This window comes from Cupriavidus sp. WKF15 (assembly GCF_029278605.1).
Lineage (GTDB): Bacteria > Pseudomonadota > Gammaproteobacteria > Burkholderiales > Burkholderiaceae > Cupriavidus.
In genome coordinates this window covers 269,775-284,765 of the sequence record NZ_CP119572.1, presented here as the reverse complement: position 1 = coordinate 284,765, position 14,991 = coordinate 269,775, and the positions used below count along the sequence as shown (strand labels likewise).

14 protein-coding genes and 1 tRNA gene are annotated in these 14,991 nt (G+C 66.1%); 3 read left to right on the top strand and 12 right to left on the bottom strand.

What is annotated here, in order from left to right; translation table 11 throughout:
• Position 1: 1 nt before the first annotated feature.
• The 3 genes from CupriaWKF_RS01335 to CupriaWKF_RS01325 form a co-directional block, all read right to left on the bottom strand.
• Positions 2 to 1,399 carry an amino acid permease gene (locus CupriaWKF_RS01335; protein WP_276099260.1) on the bottom strand — a complete coding sequence of 466 codons (1,398 nt, stop codon included), beginning with the start codon at positions 1,397 to 1,399 and terminating at the stop codon, positions 2 to 4.
• Between the two features lie 186 nt (positions 1,400 to 1,585).
• Positions 1,586 to 3,103, bottom strand: coding sequence for a CoA-acylating methylmalonate-semialdehyde dehydrogenase (locus CupriaWKF_RS01330; RefSeq protein ID WP_276099259.1), 1,518 nt, complete (start codon positions 3,101 to 3,103; stop codon positions 1,586 to 1,588).
• Between the two features lie 10 nt (positions 3,104 to 3,113).
• On the bottom strand, positions 3,114 to 4,445 hold the full coding sequence (locus tag CupriaWKF_RS01325; protein WP_276099258.1) for an aspartate aminotransferase family protein: 1,332 nt from the start codon (positions 4,443 to 4,445) through the stop codon (positions 3,114 to 3,116).
• A gap of 330 nt (positions 4,446 to 4,775) precedes the next feature.
• Between CupriaWKF_RS01325 and CupriaWKF_RS01320 the strand changes: the two genes are divergently transcribed.
• Together CupriaWKF_RS01320 and dmeF are read left to right on the top strand one after the other, a co-directional pair.
• Complete coding sequence (locus CupriaWKF_RS01320; RefSeq protein WP_276099257.1) at positions 4,776 to 6,224, top strand: PLP-dependent aminotransferase family protein; 1,449 nt, start codon at positions 4,776 to 4,778, stop codon at positions 6,222 to 6,224.
• 339 nt (positions 6,225 to 6,563) lie between these two features.
• The gene (gene dmeF, locus CupriaWKF_RS01315) at positions 6,564 to 7,568 is read left to right on the top strand and encodes a CDF family Co(II)/Ni(II) efflux transporter DmeF (protein WP_276099256.1); all 1,005 of its coding nucleotides are present in this window, start codon (positions 6,564 to 6,566) and stop codon (positions 7,566 to 7,568) included.
• A gap of 47 nt (positions 7,569 to 7,615) precedes the next feature.
• Here the strand turns inward: dmeF and CupriaWKF_RS01310 are convergent, their stop codons facing one another.
• The 5 genes from CupriaWKF_RS01310 to CupriaWKF_RS01290 all read right to left on the bottom strand — a co-directional run bounded on the left by CupriaWKF_RS01310 (position 7,616) and on the right by CupriaWKF_RS01290 (position 10,304).
• The gene (locus CupriaWKF_RS01310; RefSeq protein ID WP_276099255.1) at positions 7,616 to 8,059 is read right to left on the bottom strand and encodes a GNAT family N-acetyltransferase; all 444 of its coding nucleotides are present in this window, start codon (positions 8,057 to 8,059) and stop codon (positions 7,616 to 7,618) included.
• Positions 8,060 to 8,351: 292 nt separating this feature from the next.
• Positions 8,352 to 8,426, bottom strand: a tRNA-Cys gene (locus CupriaWKF_RS01305).
• A gap of 89 nt (positions 8,427 to 8,515) precedes the next feature.
• Positions 8,516 to 8,992: a bacterioferritin gene (bfr, locus tag CupriaWKF_RS01300; protein WP_276099254.1), complete on the bottom strand. Its 477-nt coding sequence runs from the start codon at positions 8,990 to 8,992 to the stop codon at positions 8,516 to 8,518.
• 3 nt (positions 8,993 to 8,995) lie between these two features.
• Complete coding sequence (locus tag CupriaWKF_RS01295) at positions 8,996 to 9,322, bottom strand: hypothetical protein (RefSeq protein ID WP_276099253.1); 327 nt, start codon at positions 9,320 to 9,322, stop codon at positions 8,996 to 8,998.
• 1 nt (position 9,323) lies between these two features.
• Positions 9,324 to 10,304 (bottom strand): tripartite tricarboxylate transporter substrate binding protein, encoded by a 981-nt coding sequence (locus CupriaWKF_RS01290; RefSeq protein ID WP_276099252.1) that lies wholly within the window; start codon positions 10,302 to 10,304, stop codon positions 9,324 to 9,326.
• Between the two features lie 117 nt (positions 10,305 to 10,421).
• On the opposite strand from CupriaWKF_RS01290, the gene CupriaWKF_RS01285 reads away from it, so the two are divergent.
• Positions 10,422 to 11,423, top strand: coding sequence for a LysR family transcriptional regulator (locus CupriaWKF_RS01285; RefSeq protein ID WP_276099251.1), 1,002 nt, complete (start codon positions 10,422 to 10,424; stop codon positions 11,421 to 11,423).
• A gap of 35 nt (positions 11,424 to 11,458) precedes the next feature.
• Here CupriaWKF_RS01285 and CupriaWKF_RS01280 read toward each other — a convergent pair whose 3' ends face one another.
• From CupriaWKF_RS01280 to CupriaWKF_RS01265, 4 genes are read right to left on the bottom strand one after another with little or no spacing between them, the layout of a single operon-like run.
• Complete coding sequence (locus tag CupriaWKF_RS01280) at positions 11,459 to 11,662, bottom strand: hypothetical protein (protein WP_276099250.1); 204 nt, start codon at positions 11,660 to 11,662, stop codon at positions 11,459 to 11,461.
• A 30-nt stretch (positions 11,663 to 11,692) separates the two neighbouring features.
• A complete protein-coding gene (locus tag CupriaWKF_RS01275) occupies positions 11,693 to 13,303 on the bottom strand; it encodes a DHA2 family efflux MFS transporter permease subunit (RefSeq protein ID WP_276100622.1) in 1,611 nt (536 codons plus the stop codon).
• Positions 13,303 to 14,409, bottom strand: coding sequence for an HlyD family secretion protein (locus CupriaWKF_RS01270; RefSeq protein WP_276099249.1), 1,107 nt, complete (start codon positions 14,407 to 14,409; stop codon positions 13,303 to 13,305). Before CupriaWKF_RS01270 ends, CupriaWKF_RS01275 begins: the two co-directional genes overlap by 1 nt.
• Before the next feature lie 11 nt (positions 14,410 to 14,420).
• Positions 14,421 to 14,954, bottom strand: a complete 534-nt coding sequence (locus CupriaWKF_RS01265; protein ID WP_276099248.1) for a helix-turn-helix domain-containing protein — start codon at positions 14,952 to 14,954, stop codon at positions 14,421 to 14,423.
• Between the last annotated feature and the right edge of the window lie 37 nt (positions 14,955 to 14,991).

The window sequence follows — 14,991 nt, the reverse complement described above, 5'->3', positions numbered from 1 at the left end:
TTCAGCCGCCGTGGTTGTGCAGCACGGCGTTGCGCCGCGCGTAGAGGAAATAGATCGCCAGGCCGATCGCCAGCCACACCAGGAACGCGATCCACGTCAGCACCTGCAGGTGGGCCATCAGGAACAGGCAGAAGCCCGCGGACAGCAGCGGCACCACGGGCACGCCGGGGCAGCGGAACGCGCGCGGCAGGTCAGGGCGCGTGCGGCGCAACACCAGCACGGCGATCGAGATCAGCGTGAAGGCCGCGAGCGTGCCGATATTGATCAGCTCGGCCAGCACGTTGAGCGGCACGAAGCCGGCAATCGCGGCAAAGACGATGCCCACCGTCCAGGTGGCGAAGTACGGCGTGGCATGCACGGGGTGCACCGACGAGAGCCGCTCGGGCAGCAGTCCATCGCGCGACATCGCGAAGATGATGCGGGTCTGGCCGTAGGTCATCACCAGGATCACCGTGGTCATGCCGAGGATGGCCCCCAGGTCGACAAAGCCCGCCACCCAGTTCTGCCCCGCGAACTGCAGCGCCAGCGACACGGGGTGGTCCACGCCCGCGAATTTGGCGAACGGCACGATGCCGGTCATGATCGCGGCCACCACCACGTACAGCACCGTGCAGACCGCCAGCGAGCCGATGATGCCGACGGGCAGGTCGCGGCTCGGGTTTCGTACTTCTTCCGCCGCCGAGGTCACGGCGTCGAAGCCGATGAACGCGAAGAACACCAGCGCCGCCGCATTGAACACGCCGCTCATGCCGAATGGCGCGAACGGCTGCCAGTTCAGCGGCTTCACGTGCCACACGCCCACGGCGATAAACAACAGCACCACGCTGACCTTGATCGCCACCATCACGTTGTTCAGGCGCGCCGATTCCTTCACGCCATACGACACTACCCATGTGATCGCCAGCATGATCAGCATGGCTGGCAGGTTCACCATGGTCTCGACACCGGGCACGGCGCCCGGCGCTGCCGTAAGCGCCGCCGGCAGCTTCAGCCCGAAGCCGGCCACGAGCGACTGGAAGTAGCCCGACCAACCCACCGACACCGCCGACGTGGCGAGCCCGTACTCAAGCAGCAGGTCCCAACCGATCATCCACGCAATGATCTCGCCGAGCGTGGCGTAGCTGTAGGTATAGATCGATCCCGATACGGGAATGGCCGAGGCGAACTCGGCATAGCAGAGCGCGGCAAACCCGCACGCCATGGCGGCAATCACGAACGACACCGTCAGCGCCGGCCCGGCAGTCAGCGCGCCGGTGCCGGTCAGCACGAAGATGCCGGTGCCGATGATGGCGCCGATGCCCATCATCACGAGATCGATCGGGCCAAGCACCTTCTTCAGGCCGTCGTCATGCGCCACGGCGAGCATGGCGTCGATATTCTTGGTGCGGAACAGACTCATCAGAACACTCCCGCGAATGCCGTCTTGTGGATGGCTTCGCCTTTCCTGGAAAGGACGGGAGTTTACTCTTTTGAGGGTGCCGCCAAAGTCACTATGGAGGTCGCTGGGGACATTTGCGACACAAGGCGCCGAATTGGGTCGCGCGGGGATGAACCGCTGGCGCGGATCATCCCTGCGCGAGCGGGGTTACTTCGCCACCGGCATCGTGAACTCGGCGCCCTTCGCGATCGAGTCCGGCCAGCGCTGCATCACGCTCTTGTAGCGCGTGTAGAAGCGCACGCCCTCTTCGCCGTAGGCGTGATGGTCGCCGAACAGCGAGCGCTTCCAGCCGCCGAACGAATGCCATGCCATCGGCACCGGGATCGGCACGTTGATGCCCACCATGCCCACCTGGATCTGGCGCGCGAACGCGCGCGCGATGCCGCCGTCGCTGGTGTAGCACGACACGCCATTGCCATACTCGTGCGCATTGATCAGCGCCACCGCTTCGGCAAAGTCGTGCACGCGCACCACCGACAGCACCGGGCCAAAGATCTCTTCCTTGTAGATCGTCATGTCCGGCGTGACGTGGTCGAACAGCGTGCCGCCCACATAGAAGCCGTTCTCGTGGCCCGCGACCTTGTGGCCGCGGCCATCGGTCACGAGCTTGGCGCCCTCCTGCACGCCCTTCTCGATATAGCCCTCCACCTTCGCCTTGTGCGCGCCGGTTACGAGCGGGCCCATCTCGGCGTCGGCCTCCATGCCGTTGCGGATCTTCAGCGCGGCGGCGCGTTCGGCCAGGCGCGGCACGAGCTTGTCGGCCACGCCGCCCACGGCCACCGCGACCGAGATCGCCATGCAGCGCTCGCCGGCCGAGCCGTAGGCCGCGCCGACCAGTGCATCCACGGCCTGATCCAGATCCGCATCGGGCATCACCACCAGGTGGTTCTTGGCGCCGCCAAGCGCCTGTACACGCTTGCCGTGCCTGGTGCCTTCCGTGTAGATGTATTCCGCAATCGGCGTCGAGCCCACGAACGACAGCGCCTGCACGTCCGGGTGGGCGAGCAGCGCGTCAACGGCGGCCTTGTCGCCCTGCACGACGTTGAACACGCCATCGGGTAAGCCGGCCTGCTTGAGCAGGTCGGCAATCAGCAGGCTCGGCGACGGATCGCGCTCGGACGGCTTGAGCACGAAGGTATTGCCGCAGGCCAACGCCACCGGGAACATCCACATCGGCACCATCACCGGGAAGTTGAAGGGCGTGATGCCGGCCACCACGCCGAGCGGCTGGCGCAGGTTCCAGTTGTCGATGCCGCCGCCGACGTTGTCGGTGAAATCGGTCTTGAGCAGGTTCGGGATGCCGCACGCGAACTCCACCACCTCGATGCCGCGCGTGACTTCGCCCTTGGCGTCGCTGAACACCTTGCCGTGCTCGCGCGTGATCAGCGCGGCCAGGTCGTCGTGGTGCTGGTCGAGCAACTCCTTGAACCTGAACAGGATGCGCGCGCGGCGCAGCGGCGGTGTGTCGGCCCAGGCCGGGAACGCGGCCTTCGCCGCCGCGACGGCATCGGATACGTCCTGCGCCGAGCCCAGCGCCACGCGTGCGGCCACCTCGCCGGTGGCCGGGTTGAAGACATCGGCAAAGCGCGCGGACGCGCCCTGCCGGACCGTGCCACCGATGTAGTGGCGGATTTCGGCGATCTGCCGGTTCTCTGCGATGTTCACTTCGGCGTCCTTATTGCACTTCCCGCAGCGCCTGCTTGACGGTTTCGAACAGCTCGGCGATCTGCGCCTCGCTGATGATCAGCGGCGGCGAGAACGCAAGGATGTCGCCGGTGTAGCGCACCAGCACGCCGCGCTCCAGGCACTTGAGGAAGGCTTCGTAGCCACGCGCGCCGGGCTGGCCGGGACGCGGCTCCAGTTCGATGCCGGCGACCATGCCGAGGTTGCGGATGTCCTTCACGTGCGGCGCCTCGCGTACGCTGTGCGCGGCGGCTTCGAACACCGGCGACAGCTCGGCGGCACGGCCGAACAGGTTCTCGCGCTGGTACAGGTCCAGCGTGGCGACCGCGGCGGCGGCGGCCAGCGGGTGGCCCGAGTAAGTGTAGCCATGCGCCAGCTCGATCGCGCCCGGCGCGGCCGAGTTGATCACGGTGTCATGCACTTCGCGGCGCACGGCCACGGCGCCCATCGGCACGGCGGCGTTGTTGATGGCCTTGGCCATGGTGATCAGGTCCGGCGTGACCTTGAAGCGCTCCGCCGCGGTGGCGGCGCCCAGGCGGCCGAACGCGGTGATGACCTCGTCGAAGATCAGCAGGATGCCGTGCTTGCTCGTGATTGCGCGCAGCTTTTCCAGGTAGCCGACCGGCGGCACCAGCACACCGGCGGAACCGGCCAGCGGCTCGACGATGACGGCGGCGATGGTCGACGGGTCATGCAGCGCGACGATGCGCTCGAGTTCGTCGGCGAGGTGCGCGCCCCATTGCGGCTGGCCCTTCGAGAACGCCGCTTCGGCGATGTTCAGGGTGGCAGGCAGGTGGTCGGTACCGGGCATCAGGTTGGCGGAGAACGCCTTGCGGTTCGGCCCGATGCCGCCCACCGCCATGCCGCCGAAGCCCACGCCGTGGTAGCCGCGCTCGCGTCCGATGAAACGAGTGCGCTGGCCCTCGCCGCGCGCGCGGTGGTAGGCAAGCGCGATCTTCAGCGCGGTATCGACCGACTCCGAGCCGGAATTGGTGAAGAAGATGCGATCCAGCCCCTGCGGCATGATGGCCGCCACCTTGGTGGCCGCTTCGAACGACAGCGGATGGCCCATCTGGAACGGCGGCGCGTAGTCCAGCGTAGCGGCCTGGCGCGCCACGGCCTCGGCAATCTCCTTGCGGCAGTGGCCGGCAGCCACGCACCAGAGGCCCGCGCAACCGTCCAGGATCTGGTGTCCGTCGTGGGTCGTGTAGTACATGCCGCTGGCCGAGGCCAGCAGTCGCGGCGCCGCCTTGTACTGGCGGTTCGCGGTAAAGGGCATCCACAGGGCATCGAGATCGGGAATCACGGTCTTGGCGGCGTCCATATGTCCTCCTCCGGGCAGTCTGGTTGGCGCGCGCTGTCACGGCGGATCGCGTGCAGCGGCAGGGATGTCGGCCACTCTACCGGCGGCCCAAAGGCGACAAAATATACGGTCCGGACAACGTCCCCTTACCGTACAGTTTAGGCAAGTCAAACCGTACAGGATTGTGCCGTTGCAGCAGCGGCATCCAGGCAGTCTGGCAGGACCGGCCATACGGCGCCGTGCGGCGTCACACATTGCACCGCATCATTTCTGGCGCGTTGGTCGAGAACCCGTCCGGACAGGGTCGCGCAACCGCTAAACTGTACAGGTTGGCTCCTGTTGAAGTGCCGCATGCTGACCCTTGACCTGACCCGCAGCCGCCGCGCAGGCGAAACCCTGACCGAACAGATCGTGGCCGGCATTGCCGCGCTGGTGGACCGCCGCGCGCTGCGCGCCGGCTCGCCGCTGCCGTCTGTGCGCCGCTTTGCCCAGCAGCACGGCATCAGCACCTTCACGGTTGCCGAGGCCTACGGCCGGCTCACCGCGCTGGGCTATCTGGCCGCGCGCGCCGGTTCCGGCTACACCGTGGCCCATCGCCACGCGCCGGCCGGTGGCGCGCGCACGCCGCAATGGGAAGCGCCCGGGCTCAATGCGGCGTGGCTGCTGTCGGACGTGTTCGCGGATCACTCGGTGCCGATCAAGGCCGGTGCCGGCTGGCTGCCGGGCGACTGGCTCAACGAGGAAGGCCTGCATCAGGCCATGCGCGCCGCGGCGCGCGTACCGGCCGCACAGGTCTCGGGCTACGGCCATCCCTATGGCTATGCGCCGCTGCGTGAGCATATTGCAGCCGGTCTCGGCCAGTACGGCATCCCGGTGCAGGCACAACAGGTGGTGCTGACCCAGGGTGCCACGCAGGCGCTGGACCTCGTCGTGCGCACGCTGCTGCGCGCGGGCGACACCGTGCTGGTCGAAGCGCCCTGTTACTGCAACCTGCTGCAGATCCTGCGGCTCGCCGGGTTGCGCGTGGTGGGGGTGCCGCGCACTGCGGCCGGCCTCGATACCGATGCGCTGGAAGACGCCATCCGCAGCCACGCTCCGCGCGCGCTCTTCGTCAATACCGTGCTGCAGAACCCCACCGGCGCCAGCCTGACCAGCATGAACGCGTTTCGCGTACTGCAGCTCGCCGAGCAGCACCGGCTGCTGGTGGTGGAAGACGATATCTACCGCGAACTCGCGCCCGCCGGCTCGCCCATGCTGGCCGCCATGGACGGGCTGTCGCAGGTGGTCTATGTCAACGGCTTTTCCAAGACCATCACGCCTTCGCTGCGAGTGGGCTATCTGGCCGCCAGCGCGGACCTGGCCAAGGCCTTTGCGCGGACCAAGATGGCGGTCGGGCTGACGTCTTCGGAAGTGACGGAGCGGCTGGTGTATTCAGTACTCACCAGCGGGCACTATGGCCGCCACGTGGCGGCGCTGGCCGAACGCCTGCGCGCCCAGCAGGACCGCGTGACAGAGAAGATGGAAACGCACGGCCTGGAAGTCCTGCTGCGGCCGGAAGGCGGCATGTTCGCGTGGGCCCGTGTACGCGATGCGCGGCCTGATGGCGTGCCGATGACCGGCAACCGGCTCGCCACGCTGGCGCTCGAACATGGCATCTGGCTGGCACCAGGATCCTATTTCGAGCCTGAGGAAACGGATTCGCCGTGGATCCGTTTCAATGTGGCAACCGGTGACGCGCCACAGTTGTGGGAGTTCTTTGAAAGCCTCACGGGCCGGCAGCCGACGGTACGCGCGGCCTGACCCGACCCTCTGGCGGGAATCAGCTCCAGAGGCGCTCGACCACCCAGCCAGCCGTGGCGCAGACGCCAAGCCAGATTGCCATGCAGACGGCAATGAAACGGTAGTTCATATCGGGATCAACAAGAAAAGTGAGGCAGAAATGTGAATATTTCGCGAAATTATACCTGCATCCATGAATGTATGTATAAGGCGAAGCCTCTTCACCGAAGGCGATAACGCTCTAGGTGATGACTTGCCCACTTCATTCCGTTCCGGCCAGCAGGGAAGCCCCTGTCCCGGCTCCGCAGTCTGCTACGCTTCCCCGCGTTCCCTGCCTTGCCCGAACGCTTTCGCACGACCATGCATACAGAAAATCTCTCCTCGTGGACCCACAGCCACGTCTTCGACACCGGCAACCATGCCGCCGAGCGTGGCACCCGGCTGGTCATGCTGATCACGGCCGTCACCATGGTCGTGGAAATCGCCGCCGGATGGTGGTTCAACTCCATGGCACTGCTGGCCGATGGCTGGCACATGAGCTCGCATGCCTTGGCCATCGGCATGACGGCGTTTGCCTACGCGGCCGCCCGCCGCTATGCGTCGGATGCGCGCTTTGCCTTTGGCACATGGAAGATTGAAGTGCTCGCCGGCTTCGCCAGTGCCGTGTTCCTGCTGGGCGTGGCTGCGCTGATGGCGATCGGCTCGGTGGAGCGGCTGTTCAGTCCGCAAGCCATCCACTATCGCGAAGCCATGGCCATCACGGCGCTGGGGCTGCTGGTGAACCTGGGTTGCGCACTGATTCTCGGCGGCGCACATCATGATCATCACGGGCACGGACACCACCATGATCACGACCACGCGCATGGGCATGGGCACCATCACGACATCAACCTGCGCTCCGCCTACCTGCACGTGCTGGCGGATGCCGCCACATCGGTGCTGGCCATCATCGCGCTGGCCGGCGGCTGGTGGCTGGGCTGGAGCTGGCTGGACCCGGTGATGGGCCTGGTCGGCGCCGCACTGGTAGGCCGCTGGGCACTCGGGCTGCTGCGCCAGAGCGGCACCGTACTGCTGGATCGCGAGATGGATCACCCGGTGGTCGACGAAGTGCGCGAGGTGCTGGCGGAATTCGAGCACGCCGAGGATGACCGCGATGCCACGCGCGTCACCGATCTCCATGTCTGGCGCGTCGGCAAGCAGCAGTTCGCGTGCATCGTCTGCCTGGTCACGCATGACACTGCGCTGACGCCGCAGCGCGTGCGCAAGACGCTGTCCGTGCATGAGGAACTCGTGCACGTGACCGTGGAGATCAGCGTCTGCCGCGACGAGGACCATCCTGGCGTGCCCGCCGCGCGGCACGCCTGATATTCCGGGTTCTGGGAAAAACTTGCCGGACGCTTACGCGCCCGGCTTCAGGTCAGCTCGCAGCACATGCAAAGCGGCGGCGTGTCGGTATGACGGTGGAACTCCCTGGACGACAGCACCTCGGCCGGCAGGTTCGCTGCGGAGATCAGCGTGAAGCCGTAGCGTGCGAAATAGCTCGGGCAGGTCGGGGTCAGCAGCACCGCGCGCCTGACGCCGTTGGCGCGCGCGCGCATCAGCACGGCGCGCACCACGTGGGTGGCCACGCCCTGGTCGCGAAATTCCGGCAGCACCACGACCGAGCGGATCACCACGGTGTCGCCAAAGCGCTCGCCGGCACCGCAGCCGACAATCTGCGCTTCATGCACGGCAACGTGGAAGTGCTCCAGCAACCGGAGCACATCATCGGTTGGCTGGCTGCAGCGTTCCAGCACCGCACCAACCGCTGGCGCATCCGGTGGCAGCGCCGCCCGGATTCGCAGATTCTGAATCATCTGGAGCCTCTATTTTTGCGTCACTTGAATACGGCAACACCACGGAAGCCCTGCATGGTTGTCACTGCCGCAGCGTGAAGCGCACTTCGTGCGTCGACGCGCGGCCGCGCCGTCACAGTACCTCAAACAGCGGCGTTGTTCCAGACGGGAACAACGCGTAAACCGGTCGCCTGCAATCGATGCGAGGTACAGGCATGGCTCCCGGAGAGGTGATATGCAAAGGGGAAAAAAGAGTGCGGGCGCCGCTTCACGGCACCGCGAGCATCCGGCGTTGAAGCGCGCCGAAGGAAACTGGAGGCGGGGATACGGAATCGAACCGTCGTAAACGGCTTTGCAGGCCGTTGCATCACCACTCTGCCACCCCGCCGTGGACGAAAGGTCCGGGGACAAATTGTGTTGCGGGGCGCAGTGTAGCGGGAAATCGGAAAGTCTGCAGGCGTCGTGCGCGCGGCGCGGCTACTCGACGCCGCCCATGCCGGACTGGATGTAGTTCTGGATGCCTACCTTGCCGATCAGTTCGATCTGCGATTCGATCCAGTCGATATGCGCTTCGGTCGCTTCCAGGATGTCGACCACGACCTCGCGCGAAACGTAATCGCCCACCGATTCGAAGTACTTGATCGCATCCTTGCAGCTGGCCTGTGAAACCTGTTCCAGCTTGAGGTCGCAGGCCAGCATTTCCTCGGTGTTTTCGCCGAGCAGCAGTTTGTCGAGGTCCTGCAGATTCGGCAGGCCGTCGAGCAGCAGGATGCGCTCGATCAGCTTGTCGGCATGCTTCATTTCCTCGATCGATTCCTCGTATTCGTGCTTGCCGAGCGCATTGATGCCCCAGTGCCGGTACATGCGCGCGTGCAGGAAATACTGGTTGATCGCGGTCAGTTCATGCTTGAGCTGGGCGTTGAGGAGCTGGATGACCTTCTTGTCCGTTTTCATGGCTTATTCCCATCCCCCGGGGCTGAAAATCCTGTTTCTCCTTGTTCCATCATTCCGGCTTGGGCGCCGGCCTATTTTCATGGTAGCCATGATTGGCGCGACATCAAGCGGCACGACAAAATGCGCGGGGAATCGCCATTTGCCGCATCGATTATCGAGAATGCGTATGGTTCTGATTTTCGCCGCGATTATCAATCCGCAGAAATTACGTGAGGCACCGTAACTGCGAATCAGCCGGCCCATGCCATCGAAAAGACCGGCCGCAACGTCAGCTCTTTTCGACGAGAAGATGGCGAAGTCATGCAGCAGACAAGGCGCTTCAGGCTTCATATCAGTCGAGCTTCGCCCCCGAGTCCGCCACCAGCATCTTAAGCACGGGCCAGTCGCGCGCGAAGATCGCCTGTGCCTCGGCCGGCGTGCTGCCCAGCGGGCGCAGGCCCAGCGACACCATGCGCGACTGCATGTCCGGTGTCTGCAGGATCGCGCGCACTTCTTCCTCCAGCTTCGCGGTGATCGCCGGCGGCACGCCGACGGGTGCGGCCATGCCGATCCAGCCCACCGTCTTGAACGCACTGTCGTTCATGCCCAGTTCCGCGAAGGTAGGCAGGTCGGGCAATACGCCGCTGCGTTGCGTGCCCGTCACCGCGAGCGCATTGAGCTTGCCGCTCTGGATATAGGGCTTGGCCGTGAGGATGCTCGCGAAGCCGAACTGGACCTGGCCGCCCAACAGGTCCTGCAGCATCGGCGCCTCGCCCTTGTAGGGCACGTGCGTGGACTCGGCATGCGTAAGCTTGCTGAAGTACGCGCCGCTCAGATGCGAATAGGATCCCATGCCCCACGATGCATAGCTCACCTTGCCCGGCCGCGTGCGCGCATAGTCGCCCAGCTCGCGCGGCGTGCGCGCCGGCAAGGACGGATTCGTCACCAGCACGAGCTGCGCATCCGCCAGCACGCTGACCATCGACAGGTCCTTGCGCGGATCGTAGGGCAGCTTGGCAAACAGGAACTGGTTGGTCAGGACGGTCTGGGTGATGGTCACCAGCAGTGTGTAGCCGTCCGGCGTGGCCTTGGCCACGGCGTCCGTGCCGATGATGCCCGAGGCGCCGGCCTTGTTGTCCACCACCACCGGCTGGCCGAGCCGCTTGCCGAGCTTCTCGGCGAGCGCGCGCGCCACCGTATCGGTCCCGCCGCCCGCGACATAGGGCACCACGATGCGGATCGGCTTGGCGGGATAGTTTTGCGCATGCGCCGGGGCGGCGAAAAGGGTGATGCTGCCACTCAGGGTGAACGCCAGCAGCGTACGTCGGTTCATGCCTTGTCTCCGGTATGGATGTACTTGGTTTTCTTGGTCTGGAGACAAGCTACGCGGCTTGAGAAAATACGTCCAATGCAATATTTTTCAGATTTCCATGCATAAATACTAAATTTCATGAGCTTGCGCCAACTCCATCACTTCGTCACGCTGATCGAGCAAGGCAGCTTCGCGCGCGCGGCCGATGCACTGCACCTGTCGCAACCGGCGCTGACACGCAGCATCCAGACGCTCGAAGCCGACCTGGGCGCGCTGGTGGACCGCGGCTACGGCAAGGCCCGGCCGACAGCGGCTGGCACGATGGTGCTCGAACGCGCGCGGCGCATGCTGCGTGAAGGCCGCGAACTCAGGCGCGACCTGCAGATGCTGCAGGACGTCGAGATCGGTGAGATCCGCATCGGCTTCGGGCCATTCGCGGCCTCGTTCCTGCTGGAGCCGGTGCTCGCGGCGCTGGTCGCGCGCCACCCCACGCTGCGCATCGACCTGGAAACCGCCGACACGCGCACCATGCTGAAATCGCTGGAGGCGGAGCGGCTTGATGTCTTCGTCGGCGAGAGCCAGAGCCTGGCGCAACTGCCACACCTGCAGATCGAGCGCTTGCCTGCGCTGCAGACGGCGTTCTTCGTGCGCGGCACGCACCCGCTTGCCCGCCGCCGCGCAGTCAACCTGGCCGCGCTGACCGCATACCCGGTGGCAGGGCCGCGCCTGCCCTACGGCATCAGCGAGTTCTTCAGCCGCAGGCTCGCCGAAGACCAGCGCAATGCGCAAGGCGCGCCCGGCAGCATGCTGACCGTCACGTGCGACGACATGCATGCGCTGCGCACGCTGATGTTATCGACCGACACCGTGGTACTGGTGCCGCGCGCCATGATGGCAGGCCTGCAGGCAGACCGGCAGGCGGTCGCACTGCCGCTGCGTCCCGCCACGGATCTGCGCGCGCCCTATGGCGTGGTGTCGCTTGCCGGCCACTCGTTGTCGCCGGCCGCACGGGCCTTCGTGACGCTCGTGCACGAAGTGCTGGACGGGCACCCGGCGTTGCGCCGCGGCGCGCGCAAGTCACAAGTCGCAGACGCCGCCTGTCAGGCAATCCGCCACCCGCGCGGCGAGGTCCATGTATGATTTTTGGGATCGGATTCCTGCACGCAAGAGATCCGTCAGTCTTCCGCCCGCGTGCCAGTCCGCGCCGTTTGCGACGCGGCATCGGCAGCTGGCTGCGGCGCCGAGCAGTAGGTATTGCCGGCGTGCGCGCAGGACACGCCGGTCTGGCGCGGCCGGTCAGTGTCGGCACGCGCCATGGTGAAGGCGGACAAGGCCAGCATTGCTGCACAGGTCAATTGCATCATGCGGTAAGGCTTCATGGCGGGAACTCCGGGTCTTGTCGCTCAGTCTCAGTGCGCATCGGCCGATGGCGCCTTCGGCGGCGCGACCTTGCGCATCAGCGGCGCCATCGCCGTGGCGATCACGAAGCACGCCATGACGATCAGGAACGCGTCACTGAACGTCTGCGTCTGCGCTTCGCGCCAGGCCAGTGCCCACAATTGCCGGAGCGCCGCGCTCTGCGCGTCGGCGAAATCGTGGCCTGCCGCGAGCATCTGGTTGCCGACACCCTGCAGCAACGCCCCCATCGCCTCATTGCGGATATTCAGGTGTTCCGCCTCGCGCAGGAAATGCAGATTGCCGCGGTCATTAAGCACCGTGGCGCAGGCCGCGATGCCGATGGCCCCACCAAGATTGCGCATCAGGTTGAACAGCCCGGACGCCAGCTTGAGCCGCTCCGGCGGCAGGCTGCCCAGTGTCAGCGTGACCGTCGGTGCCACCGCGAACTGCTGCGCCATGCCGCGCAGCGCCTGCGGCAACAGCAGTTCCGCACCACCCCAGTCGTGCGTGATCGGGGCGAAGAACCACATCGACAGCGCGAACAGCCCGAGACCGAACATCATCAGCCAGCGCAGGTCGACCCGGTTGGCCAGGAACGCATAGAACGGAATCGACGCAACCTGGAACACGCCGGTCGAGAAGATGGCAAGGCCGATGTCCAGCGCGCTGAAGCCCCGCACGCGCCCCAGGAACAGCGGCGTGAGGTAGATGGTGGCAAAGATGCCGATGCCGGTGACGAACGAGAAGAAGCAGCCAAGCGCGAAATTTCGGTCGCGCAGCGCGCGCAGGTCTACCACGGGATTGGCATAGGTCAGCGATCGCCACAGGAAAGCGATCCCTGACAGGCCCGCAATCCACGCCGTGGCCAGGATCACCTCGTCGCCAAACCAGTCCCAGCGCGGCCCTTCCTCGAGCGTGTATTCCAGGCAGCCCAGGAACAGGGCCATCAGCGTCATGCCGAGATAGTCCGCACCGCGCAGCAATTTCCAGTTGGGTTGATCGACCTTGACCAGCATCGGTACCGCCACCGTGACGAAGACGCCAGGCACCAGGTTGATGAAGAACAGCCAGTGCCACGAGAAGTTGTCGGTAATCCAGCCGCCGATGGTCGGGCCGAGCGTGGGCGCCAGCGAGGCCAGCGCGCCGATGGTCGCCGCGGCGATCACGCGTTGCGGCCCGGCGAAGAACGCGAACGCGGTGGTGAACACCAGCGGGATCATCGAGCCGCCCAGGAAGCCCTGCATCGCGCGGAACGCGATCATGCTCTGGATATTCCACGCCACGCCGCACAGCAGGCTGGTCACCGTGAAGCCCGCGGCGGAGACGGCGAACAGCCAGCGCGTCGACATCACGCGCGCCAGCCATCCGGACAGCGGGATGACGATGATCTCCGCGATCAGGTAGCTGGTCTGTACCCAGACCGTCTCGTCGGCGCCCGCCGAGAGGCCGCCACCGATATCGCGCAGCGACGCGGAAACGATCTGGATGTCGAGCAGCGCGATAAACATGCCCACGCACATGGTGGCAAAGGCGAAGACCTTGGCCGATGTGGATAGCGCAGCGGGCGACGGCAGTACGGCAGCTGGCGCGGCGGCCGGCCGGTCCAGGGTGGCGGTGCTCATCATTGCACCTGCTTCGGCGCGCGCGTATCGACCTGCGCGATCACGGACAGGCCCGGGCGCAAGGTGCCGAGCCTGGCATCCTTGTCGTCGAGCTCGATGCGCACCGGCACGCGCTGGACGATCTTCGTGAAGTTGCCGGTGGCGTTCTCCGGCGGCAGGACGCTGAACTGCGCGCCGGTGGCCGGCGCCAGGCTGGTCACATGGCCGTGGAAGACGCGCCCCGGCAGCACGTCGGCCTCGATCGTGACCGGCATGCCGGCGCGCATGTGCGCGAGCTGGCCTTCCTTGAAATTCGCATCCACCCACAGTCCACTGGCCGGCACGATGGAGAGCAGCTGGCTGCCGTTGCCGGCGTAGGCGCCCACGCGCGCGCGACGGTTGCCGACCGTGCCATCCACGGGCGCACGCAACTCGGTATAGCTGAGGTTGAGCCTGGCAATGTCGCGCTCGGCAATCGCCTGCGCCAGCGCCGCCCTGGCCTGCAGCTTCTGCGTGCCGATCACCTCGAGCTGACGCTGCGCCGCCAGCAGCGCGGCCTGCGCCTTCTCGCCGTTGGCCACCGCCTGCTTGTAGTCGGCGTCGGCCTTCTGCGAACTCTGGATCGATACCGCCGCTTTCTCGACCAGGCTGGCATAGCGCACCTGGTCCTGGCGCGCGCGCACGGTATCGGCGTTGACGGCCGAGATCCCGGCCCGGGCCTGTCCGATGACGGCTTCCTGCAACCGTTGCGTGGCGTCCAGGTTTTCCAGCAGCGCCTGCTGCGCGGCTACCGCGCCCTCGGCCTTGGCCAGCGCGGCGCGATAGTCGCGGTCATCGATGCGCACCAGCACGTCGCCCGCATGCACCTGCTGGTTGTCCGTCACCGCGACCTCGGCGATATAGCCGCCGACCTTGGCGCCGATCACGGTGACGTCACCACCTACATAAGCATCGTCGGTACTTTGCACGAAGCGCGCGGACGTCCACCAGTGATAGCCGTAGCCGATGCCAGCCAGTCCCGCGACCAGCAGTGCACCGGCCGCGAGCAGCCGCTTCGGATTGGGCCGCGTCCTGACGGCGGGTACGGGCTGCTCGCCCGCGCGTTCGGTCATGGTGTTGCTTGTCATCGCACTTCCTTTCAGCACTCAGGGTCGGGGGTATTCGAATTGACCGGGGGCATGGGCCGCTCACCGGCCGCGCGGCACAGTCGCTCGCGCATGCGCTCGCTGGCGGCGGGGCCGGGCAACAGCACATGGGTGGTCTCGGTGATCGCGCGCCCGCTGGCGGCGTCGACCAGCATCGGCTCGGCGCGCGCGCCGGTCTCGCGTTCGATGAGCTGGATGCTTTCGCCTTCGGGCGCGAAATGGCGGTTGCCCCAGGCCAGCAAGGTCAGCAGCACGGGACGGAAATCGCGGCCGCGTGGCGTCAGTACGTATTCGAAACGCGGCGGCCGCTCGCAGTAGCTGCGCCGCTCCAGCAGCCCTTCTTCGACCAGGGCGCCAAGCCGGCGGGCAAGCATGTTCGGCGCGATGCCGAGGCTCTTCTCGAACTCGTCGAAGCGCGCCGTACCGTAGAACGCTTCGCGCAGGATCAGGACGCTCCACGCGTCGCCGATACGCGCCACGGTCCGGGCGATCGGGCAAGGCGCGTTGTCCAGTGGCTTCTTCCGCATGTTCGTCAGTCCCTGCAATCGGGGGTTGCTATCAACT